Here is an 18,276-nt window from a genome sequence, read left to right as displayed (position 1 = left end):
CAACCATAGTTGAGGTCAATAGCATCCCATGGAAAAAGGCAAAGTCGGTGATGTTTCGCGTGAGTTGACGGTCGGCGAGGTTGCCGAACGCAGTGGTCTTGCAGTCTCCACACTCCATTTTTACGAAACCAAAGGGCTGATCAGAAGCAACCGGAGCCGCGGCAACCAGCGGCGATATCCACGTGCAGTCTTGAGGCGCGTTGCGGTCATCAAGGTCGCTCAGCGCACGGGCATTCCGCTGGCAGAGATTCAGTCGGCGCTTTCGGTCTTGCCACACGATCGACCGTTGACCGTCGAGGACTGGGCGAAACTCTCCATGACGTGGCGGCACCAGCTGGACGAGCGCATCGCCAAGCTGACGGCGCTGCGGGACCATCTGACGGGGTGCATCGGCTGCGGCTGTCTTTCGATGCGCGAGTGTCCCTTGCGCAATCCATACGACGTACTTGGCGACGAAGGAGCCGGCCCGCGCCTGATCGATCCGATGGATGGAACCAATTAACGCCAGCGCGGGATGAGGAAAAGTGTGTGCGGTTTTCCGCCCGCATCCCGCGCTAACTTATTAGAATCGATCACGTTTATGATTTTAGGTCGATCCGACCTAAAATCATCGTGATCTAAGCCGGCCTCATGCGGTCGAGAGCAATCATGCTTGCCAGCGTGCCAAGGGAGCAGACAAGCGCGATCGCCAAGGCCCACCAATTTCCGGCCGCGCCGAGAATGAATGAAAAGAAGGGTGGAGCGGCGGCGAAGGCAAGATTGAGGGGAAGACCGAGGCGCGCCATTACCGATGCATAGTGTCCTGACGTGAAGAATACGAGCGGCATCGTCGCCCGGCTGACCGACATGGCGCCGCTCGACAGGCCATAGAGCACGAGAAACACGATGATCGACCACTCGGCGCCGTTGCCGAAAATCAATGCCAGCAGGGCGAGCGGCATGATTGCTGCCGCGACCAGGCCGGTCGTCAGGCCATCCCAGCGGTTACCGCCCAGAAAGTCAAAAAGCCGCGCGGACAATTGGATGAACCCGATCGCTGAACCGAAGCCGACGGCCAGATAATCCGGCACTGCGAAGCTGCGGAAAAGGTCGATCACCACCAGTTGGAAGCCCCAGGTGACGAACCCGTTGAGCGCGACGGCGGTCGTGATCAGCGCTGTGACAAGCCGATTGCGTCCCGTTTCCTGCCGGGTCGGAGCCTTTAACGACTGAGTTTTGGGCGCGCCGGCATGTGCCGCAGTCTTTGGCAGGGCGAAGAAATGCAACGGCGCGCAGACAAGCAGCATCACCGCGCCATAAAGCGCGAAGGTGCTGCGCCAACCGAACAGGCCCTCGAGATAGACAGTGGCAGGCCAGGCAAGGCTCGGCGCGAGTGCCATGGCGAGCATCTGCGCCCCGATCGCACGCCGGGCGCCCTCACCCGCCACTTCATTCAGGAAGACATGGGCGGAGGTCGTCAGGGTTGCAGCGCCTGCCATGCCAAGGACGGCCCAGGCGGCGAAATAGGAAAACGCTCCGTCCGCTCCTGCAAGGAGCCAGAGACCGGGTGCTGCGAAGAGCGAGCCGAGCGCCAACACCCGCCGGGCACCATGGCGGGCATAGACCGCGGCGAGCGGCGGCGAGCACAGCGCCATCGCCACCAGCATGACGGTTGGCCCAAGATAGACGCTCGACGGGTTGAGGCCGAGATCGCCGGCCATTTCGGCTGCCGTCACCGAAACGGCCATGAACATGGCGCCCCAGGCAATGATCTGCGTTGCGGACAGAATAGCGACTGAGCGGAAGACGAGCATGAAATACGACGTCGGGAGAGGGAGGATGGAACGGCTTCGAGATGTTCCGCCTGCCCTTGTAGCGCAAAGGTTGCACTGTGGCGACCATGTTTCTGGATACGTCACTGGTTTTATGCGAGCGCGCCGCTATCGCGACATGCAGAGATAAGGGGCGGGATCAGTCGGCGCTCGGCAGCCGGCGCATGGTGAACTCGATCTCATCGCCGTCGAGCTGGCGCCAGCTCTCTACCTCGGTCCAATAGGCCGCCTTGGGCCAGGTCTCGAACCATTCGCGCGCCTTGGCGCGGGCCGCGCTTCGCTCAAGCCGAAACGTCTCCCGCACGAAGAGCCTGTCGCTCCGCGTGGGGTTTTCCCGGCGGTGCCGGGCAATCTGACGCCGCAAGCCTTCAAGCGGCGGTGCTGCGGGTATCCTTGCCATGGGCCGTACCTCTAAAATGAAGATAGGATGACTGCCGCGCGATTGCCAGCCCCTCTCCCAGCTGGTGCAGACCTCTCTCGGGAGGCACCCGTCCCGACTGCATCACCGGGATCTGCCCAGTGAGATCATTTCTCATCGGGGGCTTATTCCTACAGTAGACTATCGATGGGGTCGCGCCGACGTTGCCATTCGGGGAAAAATATGGACTGTGGCGAAACCACTCGAATCGGCGGCTTCTCCCGCGCGAGAAGCCGTGAATGGAAGCAGAATTCCCATGGAAAGACCGCAACTGCCGCAGGGGCTGCCTGCTGACATTGAAGACAAGAAGGCCGAGGCAAAGGCCTGGTTCGAAAGCCTGCGCAACACGATTTGCGCGGCCTTCGAAACGCTTGAGGACGACTTGGCTGGGCCGCTCTCCGACCAGCCGCCGGGCCGCTTCGTCGGCAAGGATTGGCTGCGCGAGGGGGGAGCCGGCGGTGGCGGCCGGATGTCGATGATGGAAGGTCGCGTCTTCGAAAAGGTCGGCGTCCACACGTCGACCGTCTATGGCGAGTTTTCTCCCGAGTTTCGCGATCAGATTCCTGGTGCCAGCGAGGATCCGCGTTTCTGGGCGTCCGGCATTTCGCTGATCGCCCATCCGGTCAACCCCAACGTCCCGGCCGTGCATATGAACACCCGCATGGTCGTAACGACCAGTCACTGGTTCGGCGGCGGCGCCGACCTCACGCCGGTTCTCGATCGCCGGCGTGTGATGGCCGATCCGGATACGATGCTCTTCCACCGAGCGATGGAGATCACCTGCAGCCGCCACGCAGTCGCCGATCACGCGAAGTTCAAGGCATGGTGCGACGAGTATTTCTTCCTGAAACACCGAAACGAACCGCGGGGGACGGGCGGTATCTTCTACGACTGGCTCCACTCGCCCGATGAACTCGGCGGCTGGCAGGCGGATTTCGCCTTTACCCGCGACGTCGGCAAAGCCTTTTCTCTCGTCTATCCGAAAATTGTCCGCGCGAATTTCAATACGCCGTGGACGGAAGAGGATCGTGACGAGCAGCTGGTCCGCCGCGGGCGTTACGTCGAATTCAACCTGCTCTACGACCGTGGCACGATTTTCGGCCTCAAGACCGGCGGGAACGTCGAATCGATTCTCTCCTCCCTGCCCCCGGTTGTGCGCTGGCCCTAACGCGAACCGGCGTCGAGCAGGGTCGAGTGAACAAATTCCCGCGACCAGCGTTCTTCCCGCGAGAGAGAAGGACCCGCGCATGATTTTCAAGAAACGGACGTTCTTCGGCGACGACCCGGAGAGACAACCGGCCGAGCACCCCGCTGAACTCGAACGCCGCGTCGCGCACTATCTTGCCGTCTCACCGGGGCTCGACGCGATCGACGTCACGGTGACGTGCAGGGGCAACACGGTTGTGCTCGCTGGAACGGTGGCGACCAGCGAGGAAGTCGCGCGCGCAGAGGAAGCGGCAGCGGCCGTCGAGGGCGCTGCCGAAGTGGTCAACCACATCGAGATTTCGAAAGTCGGCACTGGCTGAGCGCAGCACCGACCGAGCTTAGCTTTTGAAGAGCCGAAATTCGGAAGCTTAGAGCCCTTCAGGGTTAAATGGAAGCAGTTCTGCCGGAGCAGGTTTTCGTCAGGGCAGAGGCGATTGGCGAAGGGGCGTACCCGGATGTACGTGCGAGCCGATCGCCTCTGAGCCTGGCGGAAAGATGCCCGGCCCTTCGGGTTGGCTGAAACGGGCCGCCTGATCGACCGGCCGGCTTGGCCGTATGCTTTGGCTACGCCGCGCGCCGGCCGGTCGACCATCCGACTCCGTTTGAGCCAACAGAACTGTTTCCATTTAACCCTGAAGGGCTCTAGATCGAGCCGAGGGTCCAGCCGACGATCTCGGCGGCGACCTGGGCAAAAGCCGCATCGAGGGCGGCGACGAAGGCGGAGCTGTTCGCGCCTCGCGCAGGCGCAGCCGCGCGGAAGGCCTTCTGCGTCCGGACAGTGCCGTCTCGATCGTTGAGGAGCTTGGCGTAGATCTCGACAACCGCCGTGTCCGGCCCTTCCGTGGAGATCTCGAAGGAACGGATTTCGGTGATGAGCTGGTAGTCGATCGCGAGGCCCTGCCCCGGTTTTCCGACACCTCCCACCTTCCCGGTATTATCGAAGGTCTGGACGAGTTTGTCCTGCACCATCCTCGGGAGCCGGTCGCCCCACTGCGCCCTGGCGAGATATTGCAGTTCCGACCTGGACAGCCGGATCACGATCCGATCGGTGTTGATGGTCTGGAGCGCGGTCGGCTCGGGCACGAGGATCTGTCTGTTGGTCGATGCCCGCCCTTTGACAATGGGCGCGGTTGCAAGACTGAACGTATCGTTGACGGCGGCGCGCGTTCCACAACCCGCGAGCGCCAGCGCCAACGAGAATATTACGGCAGACCGGGTTGCTCTCCCCCTACGCACAACTACCAGCCCCCGAAAATCCATACTGCCAATATCCCCATCCACTTCGGCGCAATTTCCAGCGTAGGCCGTCGGGTGCATGCCGCCCTGCAACACTCGATCGACGCGAATCACCGCCGCGTGCGGCCATCATACTGCTTTACCGTTTCGCCCCCGAAAAGCAGTCTCTGCGGATTTCTGTCGAAGTTTGAAATCGTGCTCTCCAGCCCCTGCACCGTACGGCGCGTCTCGGTGACCAGCGCCTCCACGTCGCGCAATCCCGAATTCGAGAAGCGTCTTATGTTCTCGGCGATCGGACCGATCTGTGCATTGAGGCTGTCGGCCACCTTGCGGAACGCCTCGAGCGTCGAGCGCGCCTCGGCGGAAAGCGACGGTGCGTCGGCATCGCCCAGGAAGCCATCGATTTTCACAAGAATGCCGTCGACCCGGTTCGATGCCGCGTTCAGCTTGTTCGACATCTGCGTGAAATCGGTAATCGTCTGGTCGATATCCTCCTGCCGTGCGGAAATCTTCGACGCGAAGTCGGATATCCGCGCGACGGTCTGGCGAGCGTCCGCGCTGGCAGCCGCGATGTCGTTGACGACAAGTTCGACCTTCTGGGTGTCGACCGACTCGACCAGCGTATCGACGCGCTTCAGCGTCTGCTGGGCGTTCCTGCCGACCTCTTGATAGGTCTCCACCGTTCGCCGGAACGTGGCGATCGTCTCGGTAACGCCGCCGGACGCGTTCTTGAGGTCATTGCTCACCTGCTCGACATTGCTGACGATGCGGTCGATTTTCTTCGGGTCCACCGATTTGATCAACGCGTCGGCGCCCGCAAGCGTCGTGTCGAGCTTCTTCGACGCGGCGCTGACTGTTGTCGAGAGTTCCCCGACACTCTTCAGGAAATCGTCGATCGCGCCGGAATTGTCGGCAAGCGACTTGGAAAAGCGCTCTGCATTGCCGATCGTCGTCGTGAGCGGGCCGCGTACGTCCGTGACGAAGCCCTGTATGTCGCCAATGGCGCTGTTTGCGCGGTCGAGGATCGCGTCCGCGGTCGCCAGCAGGCTGGTAACGCTCGACTGATCGGCGAGGATGCGCGCCTGCGTTCCGTTTTCAAGGGCGGTTTTCAGGATGTTCTCGTCGCCCTTGTTGCCGCCACTGAGCTCGATATAGGCGGCACCGGTCAACCCCTGCACCTCGAGCGTAGCCCTGGTGGATTTCAGCACGGGCGCGTCGGCGGAAACCTCGGTGATGGCAAGCGAAAAGCGCGGATCGTTCGCGTCGATCGCGAGGTTGCGGACGGTGCCGACGTTGATGCCGTTGAATCGCACCGGGGAGCCGACCGAAAGGCCATTGGCCGAGCCCGGGATGTTGACGATAAGGTCGACCATTTGGCCGCTTCGCCCATACTGCGACATCCAGTAGACGAATCCGAATGCGGCCGCGATGACGAGCACGGTGAAGAAGCCGACAATGGCATAGTTCGCTTTGGTTTCCATGGCTCCGACCACCTTCGCGACTTTAAGCCGCTCATTCACACTGCTTCGACAAGCGGGCTTGCCCGAAGCTTGTCACCATGCGCCCTGTGAGCATTAGCCATGCTCCCGAACGATCGATCGTGCCCGCTTGCCTCGGAAATAGGACTTCACCCATGGCTCTTCACAGGCGAGCATATCCTCGATCGTGCCGGAAACCAGAACGCGCTTCTTTCCGAGAACCGCAATCCGGTCGCAGACCGAGAACAGGCTGTCCAGATCGTGAGTCACCATATACACGGTCAATCCAAGCGTGTCGCGCAACTTGGCGATCAACTCGTCGAACTCCGCAGCGCCGATCGGATCGAGACCCGAGGTCGGCTCGTCGAGAAAGACGAGATCCGGATCGAGTGCGAGAGCGCGCGCAAGTGCGGCGCGCTTTATCATACCGCCTGACAGCTCGGAAGGATACTTATCCGCGGCCTCCGGCGCGAGCCCCACCAATTCGACCTTGAGCCGCGCAAGCTCGTCCATCAGGTCCTGCGGCAGATCGAGATATTCGCGCATCGGCACCTGGATATTCTCACGCACCGTCAAGGCGGAAAAGAGCGCGCCATGCTGGAAAAGAACGCCGAGCCGCATGTCGAGTGCCATGCGCTCGGCATCGCTCACCTTGTCGTATTCGGCTCCAAGGATCTCGATCGTGCCGGAACGCTTCGGCAAGAGTCTGAGCACTGTGCGCATCAGTACGGACTTGCCGGTACCGGACGCGCCGACGAAGCCCAGAATCTCGCCGCGCAGCACTTCGAGATTGAGCTTGTCGAGCACGATGTTGTCGCCGAAACCGACCGTGAGGTCGCGAACCGAAAGCACCGCTTCGCGCCGTTCCGCTGCGTTGTCCGGTTGTTTTTCCATGACTGCCTGAACCATGTTCCGTCCGCCTCAGAAGTCGATTGCCGCATAGAACATGGCAAACAATCCATCGATAAGGATGACGACGAAGATCGACTTGACGACCGACGAGGTCACGCGACGTCCGAGTGACTCGGCGCTGCCGCCGACCTTGAGCCCTTCGACGGCGGCAACGACGCCGATGATCAGCGCCATGAACGGCGCCTTGATCATGCCCGCAGCCACCGACGAGAAGTCGACAGCTTCCTGAAGCCGTGACAGGAAGGTCGCGACCGTGATGCCCGAGTAGCTCCACGCAACCAGCGCCGCACCGGTCAACGCCGCGAAGTTCGCGATGATCGTCAGGAGCGGCAGCGCGATCGTCAGCGCTACGAGGCGCGGAAAGACCAGAACGCCGACGGGGCTGAGGCCCATGACCTTCAGCGCGTCCACCTCTTCGCGCATCTTCATCGAACCGATTTCCGCGGTGATCGCGCTGCCAGATCGGCCGGCAATCATGATTGCGGTCAGCAGCACGCCGATTTCGCGCAACTGCAGAATGCCGACGAGGTCGACGACGAAGATCTCGGCGCCGAACGACCTGAGCTGGAAAGCTCCCTGCTGCGCGATGATGGCGCCGATCAGAAACGACATGAGCGTGATGATCGGCACCGCCATGACGCCCATGCGGTCGATCTGATGCACGATCGCGGCCGGCTTAACCCCCGCGTGGCGCCCAAGCTTCAACTGGGCGCCGCGCACGGCCGAGCCGAGAATGAACATCGCGGCGACCGTGTCGGTCCATATAGACACGGTTACCTCGCCGATCGGCGCAAACAGCCGCTGGAAAAGCGGAGGTCTCGTGGTGTCGCGTTCCGGCGAGCGCAGCTTTTCCGGAAGTGCCTGCACGAGTTCGACGTAACGCTGGCCGCCGCTCGCGAAATGCACTTCCGCACCGGCCTCGCCGCCAATACCGTTCATGAAGCGGCGGATGATCCAGGCGCCCGCTGTATCCATCGCCGTGACGCCGGAAAAATCGAACTCATGCCGTCCCCCCGAGGGGCGGCCAAGCTTCTTCAGCTTCGCGGCCATCGCCTCGGCTGTCTCGTGTCGCCAGTTGCCGCTGAAGACATAGCGCCGACCCTGTACGCCGGCGCTCTCCTCAAGCGTGACATCTGCAACGATCTGGGATTGGGAATTCGTCACGTGATCTTGGTCTTCCCGGTTGGCCCTTGCATAATTCTTTAAACCAGATTCGATTTAAGGACCAAATCTTGCGGAAATTCAAAGTCGTAAAGCGCGTTTTGTGCGACTGAAAAGCTACACTGGTCAAAAGAGTTCCAAAAAAACGTAGAACGTCACAGCGGGTGATGGCGGAGATGCCGCCGATCAACCCGGCGGAGAAGATCCAATGCCACTTTCGCTTACTGCAACCGTCCAACATTTTCCGATTGCCGGCGCCTTCACGATTTCCCGCGGTTCGAAGACGACGGCGAGCGTCGTCACCTGCCGGATCAGCGACGGCAAGGTGACCGGTTGGGGAGAATGCGTACCCTATGCCCGCTATGGTGAATCCCTGGAATCGGTCCTGGCTGCCATCGAGGCTGTGCGCTTGTCGATCGAAGCCGGCTTGACGCGCCCTGATCTGCAGAAGGCTATTTCGCCTGGCGCGGCTCGGAACGCCGTCGACTGCGCCCTTTGGGACCTGGAAGCGAAGCAAAGCGGCAAGCGCGTCCATGAGCTCGCCGGCATCGCCGCTCCCGGCCCTCTGACGACCGCCTACACCCTCTCCCTCGGCGAACCGGAGGAGATGATGAAGCGGGCACAAAAATATTCCCATCGCGCGCTGTTGAAAGTGAAGGTCGGCACAGCCGACGACACAGCGCGCATTCGCGCCGTGCGCCAGGGGGCGCCGGAAAGCGACATCATCCTGGACGCGAACGAAGGCTGGACGGAGGACAATCTTGCCGCCCATTTCGCGACCTGCGCGGAAAACGGCATCTCTCTCATCGAGCAGCCATTGCCGGCAGGCCGAGATCAGGCGCTCGCGTCGATCGCGCGCCCGGTTCCGGTCTGCGCTGACGAAAGCGTGCACGGAACAGACGATCTCAAGGGATTGGCCGGACGCTACGATGCCGTCAACATCAAGCTAGACAAGACCGGCGGGCTGACTGAAGCGCTGCGCATGCGCGCCGCAGCCGAGGCGCTCGGGCTGAAGATCATGGTCGGCTGCATGGTCGGCAGTTCGCTCGCCATGGCGCCGGCGATGCTCGTCGCCCAAGGCGTCGATTTCGTCGATCTCGACGGCCCGCTCCTGCTTGCCGAAGACCGCAAGCCGGGCCTGCGCTACGAAGCCTCTCTCGTCTTTCCGCCTGAGGCCAGCCTCTGGGGCTGAAGATACCAGCCGGCAAAGGCGAAACAGCAGCCGGTAAAAGCGACGGCCGACATCGAATAGAAGCCGTCGACGCCGAACCACGCGTAGAAATAGCCGGAAAGGAACGTGAAAATCGCCGTGAAGAAGCCGGTGTAGAAGAAATAGAGGCCCTGTGCCGAAGCCTCCTGCTCTTCCGCAACCCTCTCGATCAGCTTGTGCTGCATGCCCGTGTGCATGATCGCATAGGTGAAGGCGTGGAAACACTGCAGGATGAAATAGCCGGAGAAGCCGAGATCCATCGGGAAGATCAGCCAGCGCACGACGGCAAATCCGCAGCCGGAGAAGATCATTGTCCATACGCTGAAGCGCCGGATGATGGCCTTGGCAAAAACGAACATCAGCACCTCGGCTGCCACGCCGGCGCTCCAGAGAGCTCCGATCTGCGTGCCGCTGTAGCCGATATGCTGCCAGTAGATGGCCGAGAAGGCGAAGAGCATGGCATGGCTGCTGTTGACCAGCGTGACGCCGATCAGCAGCAACTGCAGGTCCGGCTGGCGCAGCGATTTCGGCGGCGGCTCGGTTAGAGCCGTGATCGGTGAAGGGCGGCGCGGCCGGCCGACGCGCGGGGCCGCCAAGGCCATAAGGACCATCAGCCCGAAGCCCACGGCCATCGCCGGCAACACCACGGGGCCGCCAAATCTGCCGATCATCCAGCCGCCCAGCATGGTCGCACCGATAAAGGCGACCGATCCCCAGACGCGCATATGAGCATAGTCGAAGCCCCAGCGCCTCACGCCGGAAAGCGCGATCGCCTCGACGATCGGCACATAGGGCGAATAGACTGCCGATTGCAGCGCGTAGATGACGAGCACCGGCCAGAAGCTCTGCGCGTAGAAAAGGATGAAGGCCGTCGCGAGGGAGAGCACGGCCGACCAGATCAGCACGATCACCCGCTCGCCGATCCGGTCCGCAAGCAGGCCCGCGAGCGGCGCCGTGATAACGCGAATGAACATCGGAACGGCGAGAACGACGCCGATCTCGAAATCGGTCATCGACAGCGTGCTGAGCCAGACCGGAAAATACGGCATGGCAAAGCCGTTGACGATTAACGGCGCACAAAAGAGCAGCGCTATGCGGAGCGCGAAACGACGCGGCGGAGGCCCCACATTAGAGGGCGCGGATGAGGGAATCATGGAGTGACCTGATGGCTGTAAGCCATCCTCTAGCACAACCGCGCCGCAGCTCACATAAGCTAGTTTTCGCCACAGGCGCGGCGCGAAAAACAGCGAGGGAAATGCGGAACGGGGTTAGGCGGCCTGCGGCGCGAGGACGCGCGCCAACATCTTTTCGGCCTCGTCGGAGCTTTCCACCTCGATCATGCCGCCGCGCATCCGGTGCCAGGTGATAAGCTCCATCCTGCCGTCGTGATGTTCGGCGATTGCCGTGCAGCTTTCGACCCAGTCGCCAGTGTTGATGTAGCGGACATCGCCGATGTCCTCGATCACCGCGTGGTGAATATGGCCGCAGATGACGCCCTGCGCGTCGTGACGGCGCGCCTCTTCGGCGACGACCTTCTGGAACTCGCCGATGAAATTCACAGCGTGTTTGACCTGCAGCTTTGCCCACGACGAGAACGACCAATAGGGCATGCCGAGACGGCGGCGGATCGCCGCCAGCCCGATATTAATGGCGATCGCCATGTCGTAAGCCCAGTCGCCGAGATAAGCGAGGACGCGCGCATTGCGCACCACGACGTCGAATTCGTCGCCATGCAGGACGAGATAGTTGCGCCCGTCTGCGGCTTTGTGCATGTAGCGCTGGGCCACCTCGATGCCGCCGAAATGCACGCCCGGAAAATCCCGCATGAACTCATCGTGATTGCCGGGAATGTAGATGATGCGGGAGCCTTTGCGGGCCTTGCGCAACAGCTTCTGGACCACGTCGTTGCACGGTTGGGGCCAGTACCAGCTGCGCTTCAGGCGCCAGCCGTCGATGATGTCGCCGACGAGGATGATGGTTTCCGCCTCGTGATGGCGCAGGAAGTCGAGCAGGTAGTCGGTCCTGGCTGCCTTGGAGCCCAGGTGGACGTCTGAAATGAAGAGCGTCCGCAGTTTCCGAACCGAGTTCTGTTGGGATACCGATGCCGCGGTCATGCCAGCCTCGTCTTGGTTGAGCCTCTTGACGCCCGTCAAAACCAGACTCGTGTTTCAGGAAGATGACACGGCGTGTGTATGCGACAATCCAGGCGCCGGAAAAGAACCGCGGCGAAACTGTACGCCGCCCGCAATTCATGCCAAAAGGCCGAGACCAAGAACGAGGAATGCAAGGCATGAACACGGGCGATAAAGCGAAACCCCAATCGGTTCCGGCGAGCGGAGACATCGATCAGCAGGCACTTTTCTTCCACCGCTACCCTCGCCCGGGCAAGCTTGAAATCCAGCCGACCAAGCCGCTCGGCAACCAGCGCGATCTGGCGCTCGCCTATTCGCCCGGCGTTGCCGCGCCCTGCCTCGCTATCAAGGACAACCCGGAAACGGCTGCCGATTTCACGGCGCGCGCCAATCTTGTCGCGGTGGTCTCCAACGGCACGGCCGTTCTCGGCCTCGGCAACATCGGACCGCTCGCCTCCAAGCCGGTCATGGAAGGCAAGGCCGTGCTCTTCAAGAAGTTCGCCGGCATCGATGTCTTCGACATCGAGATCGACGCGCTGACCGTCGATCGCATGGTCGATGTCGTCTCGGCATTGGAGCCGACCTTCGGCGGCATCAATCTCGAGGACATCAAGGCGCCGGAATGCTTCGAGGTCGAGCGGCGACTGCGCGAAAAGATGGAGATACCCGTCTTCCACGACGACCAGCACGGAACCGCGATCATCGTTGCTGCCGCCGTTCTGAACGGCCTCGAACTTGCCGGCAAGGATCTTGCCAAGGCGAAGATCGTCGCCTCCGGCGCGGGCGCGGCGGCGCTTGCCTGCCTGAACCTCCTCGTTACGCTCGGCGCCAAACGGGAAAACATCTGGGTCCACGATATCGAGGGCCTCGTCTACCAGGGACGCGAAGCGTTGATGGACGAGTGGAAGGCCGTCTATGCGCAGGACAGCGACAATCGGGTGCTGGCCGACAGCATCGCCGGCGCCGACGTCTTCCTCGGTCTGTCAGCCGCCGGCGTCCTCAAGCCCGAACTGCTTGTGCAGATGGCGGAGAAGCCGCTGATCATGGCGCTCGCCAACCCGACTCCGGAGATCATGCCGGAACTCGCCCGCGCGGCGCGCCCGGACGCCATGATCTGTACTGGACGATCCGATTTCCCAAATCAGGTCAACAACGTTCTCTGCTTCCCGCACATCTTTCGTGGCGCGCTCGATTGTGGTGCGCGTACGATCAATGAAGAAATGAAGATGGCGGCGGTGCGGGCAATTGCCGGACTTGCGCGCGAGGAGCCTTCGGATGTCGCGGCACGCGCCTACTCGGGCGAAACGCCGATCTTCGGGCCAGACTACCTCATCCCCTCGCCGTTCGACCAGCGGCTGATCCTCCGCATCGCTCCGGCCGTCGCGAAGGCAGCGGCCGAAAGTGGCGTCGCGACCCGCCCCATTCAGGATTTCGACGCCTATCTCGATAAATTGAACCGCTTCGTCTTCCGCTCTGGCTTCATCATGAAACCGGTCTTCGCGGCCGCCAAGAACGCCGCCAAGAACCGCGTCATCTTTGCCGAAGGAGAAGACGAACGCGTGCTGCGCGCCGCGCAGGTGCTGCTCGAGGAAGGCACCGCTAACCCCATCCTGATCGGCCGCCCCCAGATCATCGAGACGCGTCTGCGGCGCTACGGCCTGCGGATCCGCCCGGATGTCGATTTCGAGGTCGTGAATCCTGAAGGCGACCCGCGCTATCGCGACTATGTCGACGACTATTTCGCACTCGTCGGCCGCCGCGGCGTCATCCCGGAAGCGGCCCGTACCATCGTGCGCACGAACACGACCGTGATCGGCGCTCTCGCGGTCAAGCGCGGCGAAGCGGACGCGCTGATCTGCGGAGTGGAAGGACGCTACAGCAAACACCTGCGCGATGTTTCGCAGATCATCGGCAAGCGGGCGGGTGTTCTCGATTTCTCGGCGCTGAGCCTGCTCATCTCGCAGCGCGGCGCAACCTTCTTCACCGACACCTATGTCAGCTACAATCCGAGCGCCGAGGAGATTGCGCAGACGACTGTGATGGCGGCCGGGGAAATCCCCCGCTTCGGCATCACGCCGCGTGCGGCACTCGTGTCGCATTCGAATTTCGGCTCGCGCGACTCCGAAAGCGCTTCGAAAATGCGCGCGGCGCTGCATCTCGTGCGTGAACTCGCACCCGACCTCGAGGTCGACGGCGAGATGCACGGCGACGCGGCGATCTCCGAAATCTTGCGCCAGCGTGTGATGCCGGATAGCGCGCTGAACGGCGAAGCCAACCTGCTCGTATTCCCCAATCTGGATGCAGCCAACATCACGCTCGGTGTGGTCAAGACCATGACGGACAGCCTGCATGTCGGGCCGATCCTGCTGGGCTCCGCCCTGCCCGCGCATATTCTTTCGCCGTCGGTCACATCCCGCGGCGTGGTCAACATGGCCGCTCTTGCGGTCGTGGAGGCAAGCCATCCTGTCTAACGAACAGACACTCGTTAGGGCCGCCGACCGGGCGGCCCCTGACGTTTACCCGATCAAAATTCAACCATGAATTTAGAATGGGCAATAGTTTGCAGCGTTTACGAAATATTGCACTAGACAAAGCATGCCCCCATTACCATGCTTATCTAGGGGCAAGATTCGGTGTTGGGCATGACGGATCAACAGGCTGTCCTCGATCTATTGGACATTGTGGAGTACGGGGGCTGCGCCGAACCCGAGCAATTCTTCGCGTTGATGCGCCGCACGTTCAAGATTGCGCATCTGCTGTACCTGGAAGCGGAACCCCTTGCCGACGGCCTGAAGGTCTGCCGTCTGCACCACACGTTCGGCGCCTATGCCGCCGAAATCTATGTCTCAAAAGGCCTCTACCGCATTGATCCCATCCTGCGGCTTGCGCTCGGTGGCGTGAGACCTGTCGAATGGACGACCGCACGCCGTCGCTTTCCGGAGTGCGAACCGCTCTTTCATGCCGCGGAGGAAATCGGGCTTTCGACCGAAGGCGTCGCGCTGCCGCTTCCATCACCCGCCGGACGCATGGCGCTTCTTGCCATCAACGCCAATATGTCGCCTGCAGAATGGTCCATCTACCGGCGCTGCCATCTGCGTGACTTCCAGTTGGCCGCCAACCTCTTCCACGCATCGATGTTGGAACATGCGGCCATGGCCGGCGCGATCGATGAGCGCGACATGCGGCTGACGGGCCGCGAAACCGAGGTACTGACCTGGTCGGCGGCCGGCAAGAGCTATTGGGAGATCGCCACGATTCTCGGCATCTCCGAGCGTACCGTGCGCTTCTTCATGACCAATGCGCGTCGCAAGTTGAATGTCGTCTCCAATACGCAAGCCGTGGCGCAGGCGGTTCGCCACGCCCTGATCCCCACCATCTGACGGGTCAAATTAACCATTACCGTCGCCCCGCTGAAAAAAGCCCCGCAAATTTAGTAGGAAAAAATCTGCTTTTAAACTGTCACTATAGACAGTTACATGTGTCAGTTGAGCCTGACAGCATCTGCCCATCGCGCAAAAACGATGGAGCGAAAGATGATCAGGATTCTGAACGGCAACGCTCGCGGACAGCACCCGCGGGCCATCGACGAAATGTTCCGGCTGCGCAAGCGCGTGTTCCATGACTTCCTCAAATGGGACGTGAAGACGGACGGCGAGTGGGAAATCGACCACTACGACAAGGCGAACCCCCTCTATGTGATGTCGTACTCGCCGGATACCGGAAAGTTGCGCGGATCGCTGCGGCTTTTGCCGACCCTCGGGCCGAATATGCTGGACGACACGTTTCCGATCCTGCTTGGCGACAACCCCGAGATCCGCAGCGCCTCCGTGTGGGAATCGAGCCGCTTCTGCATCGACCCGGATATTTCGCAGGATCGCTCGTCTAATCAGGTGACGGTGGCCGCTGCGGAACTCATGTGTGGCGTCGGCGAGCTCGGCCTTGCCTCCGGCATCAGCCATATCGTCACGGTCACCGACGTCTTCCTGGAAAGGATGTTCCGTCGGATGGGTTGCCCCGGGGAACGCATTGGCGACCCGCACCGGATAGGCTCCGTCTTCGCCGTGGCCGTGGCGTGGGAAGTGACCAGAGAGCTGCTCGAAACGATGAAGCAGGTCGCCGCGATCGAGGGCACCGTGCTCGAGCGCCCGATGTCGCTCGAAACAGCACGGGCGGCTTGACGCTTTCTTGCCCGGGCCGCGTTCGCGGCCCGGGCCCTTCCGTCGCTTGCTGTTTGCCATGTTAACCCAAAACTTCGCCTTGACGTTGCGCTGTTACGTCAAGGCCCTATGATGTGGGAGAAACAGGAGTTGGCGGTCGTGAATGTCCTCGAAGAAGGGATCGCGCGCCAAAGCAGAAGAGACAAGCGCCAGTGTCCCGGAGTTTCGTGTCCCGGAAGCTCAGATGTGCGGCGGTCGCCTTGCTCCCGGCGCTGCTGGCGATGGCTGGCGGCGCGTCGGCCTCGACCGTTTGTGAACGCCTGAATGCACGGCTGACCGATCTTTCTACGGTCGTAACCCCGACGGCCAATCTGCGCGATTTCACCGGTGCCGTCTCCCGCCAGAACATCGAGCTCCGTCGGGCGAAGAACGAGCGACGCCGGATGGAGTGCAGCACCGGTAGTGTGGTCGTCATTGGTGGCGACAACGACGGGGCATGCGCGGCACTGGATGAGACCATCGCCCGCATGGAGGATAACCTTCAAAGGCTCAAGGCGCACCGCCGCTCGTTGATATCGGTCGACACGGGTGACACGCGCCGGCGCATTCTCGCGGCCTTGGAACTGAACGGCTGCTATGACGAGGCCAACGAGTTCCCGGATCCAGTCGACGAGCAGGACGAGTTCGCCAGCGTGGCGGTCGATGATCCCGAGCTCCATCGCAATATCCTCAGGGATCTTCCGCCGGACAGCGAAGATTATCCGTTGCTGAGTGACGACACCGAGATGCAGGACTTTCCGTTGCTGCACGAGGAGCCCATGGGCAGCCTCAGGACAATGTGCGTGCGCACCTGCGACGGGGCCTTTTTCCCGATCTCGTCAAATGCGACCCCGGCGGATTTCGCGCGGGACGCCGAGCTTTGTCAGGCACGTTGCCCTGATGCGCAGACGGAACTCTACTACCACGTCCTCGCCACGGAAGAGAGCGACCAGATGGTCTCGGCCTTGACCGGAAGGCCCTATACCGAGCTGCCTACGGCATTTGCCTACCGGGCGCGCGGGGTCGGTACGCCAGGGGTTTGCGGCTGCCGGATCCCGAATGGTGCTGTCAACCAAAATGCCGGCAAGGCGACGACAGGAAGCGAACCGTCGGTCATCACGATCAATGGCGACCGGAAGCCGGCTGCGGAATCAGCACAAGCAAAGCCCGTGCGGGAGAGGCCCTACGACCCCGCGAAAAGCAAGGTTCGTGTCGTCGGCCCGGCATTCCTGCCGCAAGAGAAAAGCGCGATCGACCTGAAGCATCCGCTCGGCCCGGGCTACCAGCCGATCCAGGACAATTGAGGCCATCTGCCACAGAAATATCGCGCTACCGACCTGCCCGCATGCTCTCTACAGCCGCGCGTCTTATCAGACGCGCAAAGGACGCTGTAGCACTTTGAATTGCTGCGTGTTTTTATCCTTAAATCAGCTACGATTTAAGGAAACATGCAGTAGGCAGTACAGATCTTCCATCTGAATTGAGGCGATTCATCATTTCTGGTCGCCCCACGATTCCTCGAAGACAAGGTCCTCGAGCGGCAGGCGCTGACGCCATCCCTTTACTGCGAGTTCCGGCTGCTGATAGAGCCGATCGACGAAACCAAGGCAGAGCCAGGCGACGATTTCGATGTGCTCGGGTATGCCGAGGATCGACTTGATCTCCTGCTCGTGGAAAATGCTGACCCAGCCGACGCCGACACCTTCGGCGCGTGCGGCGAGCCAGAGGTTCTGGACCGCACAGACGGTCGAATAGACATCCATCTGCGGATTGTGCGTCCGTCCGAGCACGACCGCTCCACCGCGCGTGCGATCGCAGGTGACGCAGATGCTGAGCGGTGCCTTGTGAATACCTTCAAGTTTCAGCGAGCGGTATTGCGCCTGTTTCTCGCCAGAGAACATCAGCGCCGCCTCCTCGTTGGCGCGCTGGAACGCCCTCCAGACCTTCTCTCGCGTCTCCTTCTGACGGACGAGCACGAAGTTCCAGGGCTGCATGAAGCCGACCGACGGCGCCTGGTGGGCGGCACCAAGCAGACGGGTGATGAGATCGTCCGGCAGCGGATCGGGAAGGAATTCGTCACGCACGTCGCGGCGTGTTTCAATGGCGCGGTAGACGGCGGCACGCTCGTCCGGCGAAAAGGCTCCGGCCGCCGTCAGGCAGCCGCTCGGGTCAGGCAGCATCGTTCGATCCCCAACAATGCACAACCTCCCGCCGTCCGCGCGGGGCCGGTCTATCTCGCCAGGCCGGTCTTCTGACTCTGGTTCATCCGGTCGCGCAGCCTTCCCAAATCACTTGAAGATTCAGTGGCAATGTTCTGAGTGAAACTCAGAATTTCTCTTCGCGCTACCGTCCCCATCACAGCGTTGGGCACGTTCCGGACTTGCACCGGCTTCCCGATTCTCCCGCCGTGGCGGGCACCTGACGGCCGCATATGGGCACAGCCACCGGCGAAAGGCAAGACGAGCCGAACGGCTCGCCTTGCCCCAAGCCTTCGCACGGCATGGAGAACCGCCGCC

The 18,276-nt window shown here is 61.8% G+C and carries 17 protein-coding genes and 1 riboswitch; of the genes, 8 read left to right on the top strand and 9 right to left on the bottom strand.

What is annotated here, in order from left to right:
• Window positions 1-28 precede the first annotated feature (28 nt).
• Window positions 29-502 carry a redox-sensitive transcriptional activator SoxR gene (gene soxR, locus PZN02_RS16390; RefSeq protein WP_280659010.1) on the top strand — a complete coding sequence of 158 codons (474 nt, stop codon included), beginning with the start codon at window positions 29-31 and terminating at the stop codon, window positions 500-502.
• A gap of 115 nt (window positions 503-617) precedes the next feature.
• Here soxR and PZN02_RS16385 read toward each other — a convergent pair whose 3' ends face one another.
• Together PZN02_RS16385 and PZN02_RS16380 are read right to left on the bottom strand one after the other, a co-directional pair.
• Window positions 618-1,793 (bottom strand): MFS transporter, encoded by a 1,176-nt coding sequence (locus PZN02_RS16385; protein ID WP_280659009.1) that lies wholly within the window; start codon window positions 1,791-1,793, stop codon window positions 618-620.
• A gap of 157 nt (window positions 1,794-1,950) precedes the next feature.
• A complete protein-coding gene (locus PZN02_RS16380) occupies window positions 1,951-2,211 on the bottom strand; it encodes a hypothetical protein (protein ID WP_280659008.1) in 261 nt (86 codons plus the stop codon).
• A 274-nt stretch (window positions 2,212-2,485) separates the two neighbouring features.
• On the opposite strand from PZN02_RS16380, the gene hemF reads away from it, so the two are divergent.
• Both hemF and PZN02_RS16370 read left to right on the top strand, forming a co-directional pair.
• Window positions 2,486-3,397, top strand: a complete 912-nt coding sequence (gene hemF / locus PZN02_RS16375) for an oxygen-dependent coproporphyrinogen oxidase (protein WP_280659006.1) — start codon at window positions 2,486-2,488, stop codon at window positions 3,395-3,397.
• Between the two features lie 79 nt (window positions 3,398-3,476).
• A complete protein-coding gene (locus PZN02_RS16370) occupies window positions 3,477-3,755 on the top strand; it encodes a BON domain-containing protein (RefSeq protein WP_280659005.1) in 279 nt (92 codons plus the stop codon).
• Window positions 3,756-4,077: 322 nt separating this feature from the next.
• Here PZN02_RS16370 and PZN02_RS16365 read toward each other — a convergent pair whose 3' ends face one another.
• From PZN02_RS16365 to PZN02_RS16350, 4 genes are all read right to left on the bottom strand, one after another.
• Window positions 4,078-4,695, bottom strand: coding sequence for an ABC-type transport auxiliary lipoprotein family protein (locus tag PZN02_RS16365; protein WP_280659004.1), 618 nt, complete (start codon window positions 4,693-4,695; stop codon window positions 4,078-4,080).
• Between the two features lie 86 nt (window positions 4,696-4,781).
• Window positions 4,782-6,152: an MlaD family protein gene (locus tag PZN02_RS16360; protein ID WP_280659003.1), complete on the bottom strand. Its 1,371-nt coding sequence runs from the start codon at window positions 6,150-6,152 to the stop codon at window positions 4,782-4,784.
• 93 nt (window positions 6,153-6,245) lie between these two features.
• Window positions 6,246-7,058: an ABC transporter ATP-binding protein gene (locus PZN02_RS16355; protein ID WP_280659002.1), complete on the bottom strand. Its 813-nt coding sequence runs from the start codon at window positions 7,056-7,058 to the stop codon at window positions 6,246-6,248.
• Window positions 7,059-7,070: 12 nt separating this feature from the next.
• A complete protein-coding gene (locus tag PZN02_RS16350) occupies window positions 7,071-8,225 on the bottom strand; it encodes an ABC transporter permease (protein ID WP_280659001.1) in 1,155 nt (384 codons plus the stop codon).
• Between the two features lie 205 nt (window positions 8,226-8,430).
• Here PZN02_RS16350 and dgcA point away from each other — a divergent pair, with 205 nt between their 5' ends.
• Entirely contained in the window at window positions 8,431-9,414 is a 984-nt protein-coding gene (dgcA, locus tag PZN02_RS16345) for an N-acetyl-D-Glu racemase DgcA (RefSeq protein ID WP_280659000.1), read from the top strand.
• Here the strand turns inward: dgcA and PZN02_RS16340 are convergent.
• Together PZN02_RS16340 and PZN02_RS16335 are read right to left on the bottom strand one after the other, a co-directional pair.
• Window positions 9,366-10,586 (bottom strand): MFS transporter, encoded by a 1,221-nt coding sequence (locus PZN02_RS16340; protein WP_280658999.1) that lies wholly within the window; start codon window positions 10,584-10,586, stop codon window positions 9,366-9,368. The genes dgcA and PZN02_RS16340 overlap by 49 nt on opposite strands.
• A gap of 114 nt (window positions 10,587-10,700) precedes the next feature.
• On the bottom strand, window positions 10,701-11,546 hold the full coding sequence (locus PZN02_RS16335; RefSeq protein WP_280658998.1) for a UDP-2,3-diacylglucosamine diphosphatase: 846 nt from the start codon (window positions 11,544-11,546) through the stop codon (window positions 10,701-10,703).
• A 176-nt stretch (window positions 11,547-11,722) separates the two neighbouring features.
• Between PZN02_RS16335 and PZN02_RS16330 the strand changes: the two genes are divergently transcribed.
• The 4 genes from PZN02_RS16330 to PZN02_RS16315 all read left to right on the top strand — a co-directional run bounded on the left by PZN02_RS16330 (window position 11,723) and on the right by PZN02_RS16315 (window position 17,064).
• On the top strand, window positions 11,723-14,035 hold the full coding sequence (locus PZN02_RS16330; RefSeq protein ID WP_280658997.1) for an NADP-dependent malic enzyme: 2,313 nt from the start codon (window positions 11,723-11,725) through the stop codon (window positions 14,033-14,035).
• Between the two features lie 171 nt (window positions 14,036-14,206).
• Complete coding sequence (locus PZN02_RS16325; RefSeq protein ID WP_280658995.1) at window positions 14,207-14,944, top strand: helix-turn-helix transcriptional regulator; 738 nt, start codon at window positions 14,207-14,209, stop codon at window positions 14,942-14,944.
• 153 nt (window positions 14,945-15,097) lie between these two features.
• Window positions 15,098-15,742: an acyl-homoserine-lactone synthase gene (locus tag PZN02_RS16320; protein WP_280658994.1), complete on the top strand. Its 645-nt coding sequence runs from the start codon at window positions 15,098-15,100 to the stop codon at window positions 15,740-15,742.
• A 260-nt stretch (window positions 15,743-16,002) separates the two neighbouring features.
• Window positions 16,003-17,064, top strand: coding sequence for a DUF2865 domain-containing protein (locus PZN02_RS16315; RefSeq protein ID WP_425336294.1), 1,062 nt, complete (start codon window positions 16,003-16,005; stop codon window positions 17,062-17,064).
• Between the two features lie 189 nt (window positions 17,065-17,253).
• Here PZN02_RS16315 and bluB read toward each other — a convergent pair whose 3' ends face one another.
• Window positions 17,254-17,940 (bottom strand): 5,6-dimethylbenzimidazole synthase, encoded by a 687-nt coding sequence (gene bluB, locus PZN02_RS16310; RefSeq protein WP_280658992.1) that lies wholly within the window; start codon window positions 17,938-17,940, stop codon window positions 17,254-17,256.
• Window positions 17,941-17,984: 44 nt separating this feature from the next.
• A riboswitch (cobalamin riboswitch) is annotated at window positions 17,985-18,197 on the bottom strand.
• Window positions 18,198-18,276: the final 79 nt, after the last annotated feature.

The organism is Sinorhizobium garamanticum, assembly GCF_029892065.1.
GTDB classification, from domain to species: Bacteria; Pseudomonadota; Alphaproteobacteria; order Rhizobiales; family Rhizobiaceae; genus Sinorhizobium; species Sinorhizobium garamanticum.
The sequence above is the reverse complement of the archived record's forward strand: the minus strand, read 5'-3'. Positions and strand labels throughout refer to the sequence as shown.

Coding starts and splice junctions, on each gene's coding strand:
- PZN02_RS16325 (WP_280658995.1), top strand. CDS start 14,207: ATGACGGATCAACAGGCTGTCCTCGATCTATTGGACATTGTGGAGTAC.
- dgcA (WP_280659000.1), top strand. CDS start 8,431: ATGCCACTTTCGCTTACTGCAACCGTCCAACATTTTCCGATTGCCGGC.
- PZN02_RS16330 (WP_280658997.1), top strand. CDS start 11,723: ATGAACACGGGCGATAAAGCGAAACCCCAATCGGTTCCGGCGAGCGGA.
- PZN02_RS16370 (WP_280659005.1), top strand. CDS start 3,477: ATGATTTTCAAGAAACGGACGTTCTTCGGCGACGACCCGGAGAGACAA.
- PZN02_RS16335 (WP_280658998.1), bottom strand. CDS start 11,546: ATGACCGCGGCATCGGTATCCCAACAGAACTCGGTTCGGAAACTGCGG.
- PZN02_RS16355 (WP_280659002.1), bottom strand. CDS start 7,058: ATGGTTCAGGCAGTCATGGAAAAACAACCGGACAACGCAGCGGAACGG.
- PZN02_RS16360 (WP_280659003.1), bottom strand. CDS start 6,152: ATGGAAACCAAAGCGAACTATGCCATTGTCGGCTTCTTCACCGTGCTC.
- hemF (WP_280659006.1), top strand. CDS start 2,486: ATGGAAAGACCGCAACTGCCGCAGGGGCTGCCTGCTGACATTGAAGAC.
- PZN02_RS16365 (WP_280659004.1), bottom strand. CDS start 4,695: ATGGATTTTCGGGGGCTGGTAGTTGTGCGTAGGGGGAGAGCAACCCGG.
- PZN02_RS16315 (WP_425336294.1), top strand. CDS start 16,003: ATGGCTGGCGGCGCGTCGGCCTCGACCGTTTGTGAACGCCTGAATGCA.
- PZN02_RS16385 (WP_280659009.1), bottom strand. CDS start 1,793: ATGCTCGTCTTCCGCTCAGTCGCTATTCTGTCCGCAACGCAGATCATT.
- bluB (WP_280658992.1), bottom strand. CDS start 17,940: ATGCTGCCTGACCCGAGCGGCTGCCTGACGGCGGCCGGAGCCTTTTCG.
- soxR (WP_280659010.1), top strand. CDS start 29: ATGGAAAAAGGCAAAGTCGGTGATGTTTCGCGTGAGTTGACGGTCGGC.
- PZN02_RS16340 (WP_280658999.1), bottom strand. CDS start 10,586: ATGATTCCCTCATCCGCGCCCTCTAATGTGGGGCCTCCGCCGCGTCGT.
- PZN02_RS16380 (WP_280659008.1), bottom strand. CDS start 2,211: ATGGCAAGGATACCCGCAGCACCGCCGCTTGAAGGCTTGCGGCGTCAG.
- PZN02_RS16320 (WP_280658994.1), top strand. CDS start 15,098: ATGATCAGGATTCTGAACGGCAACGCTCGCGGACAGCACCCGCGGGCC.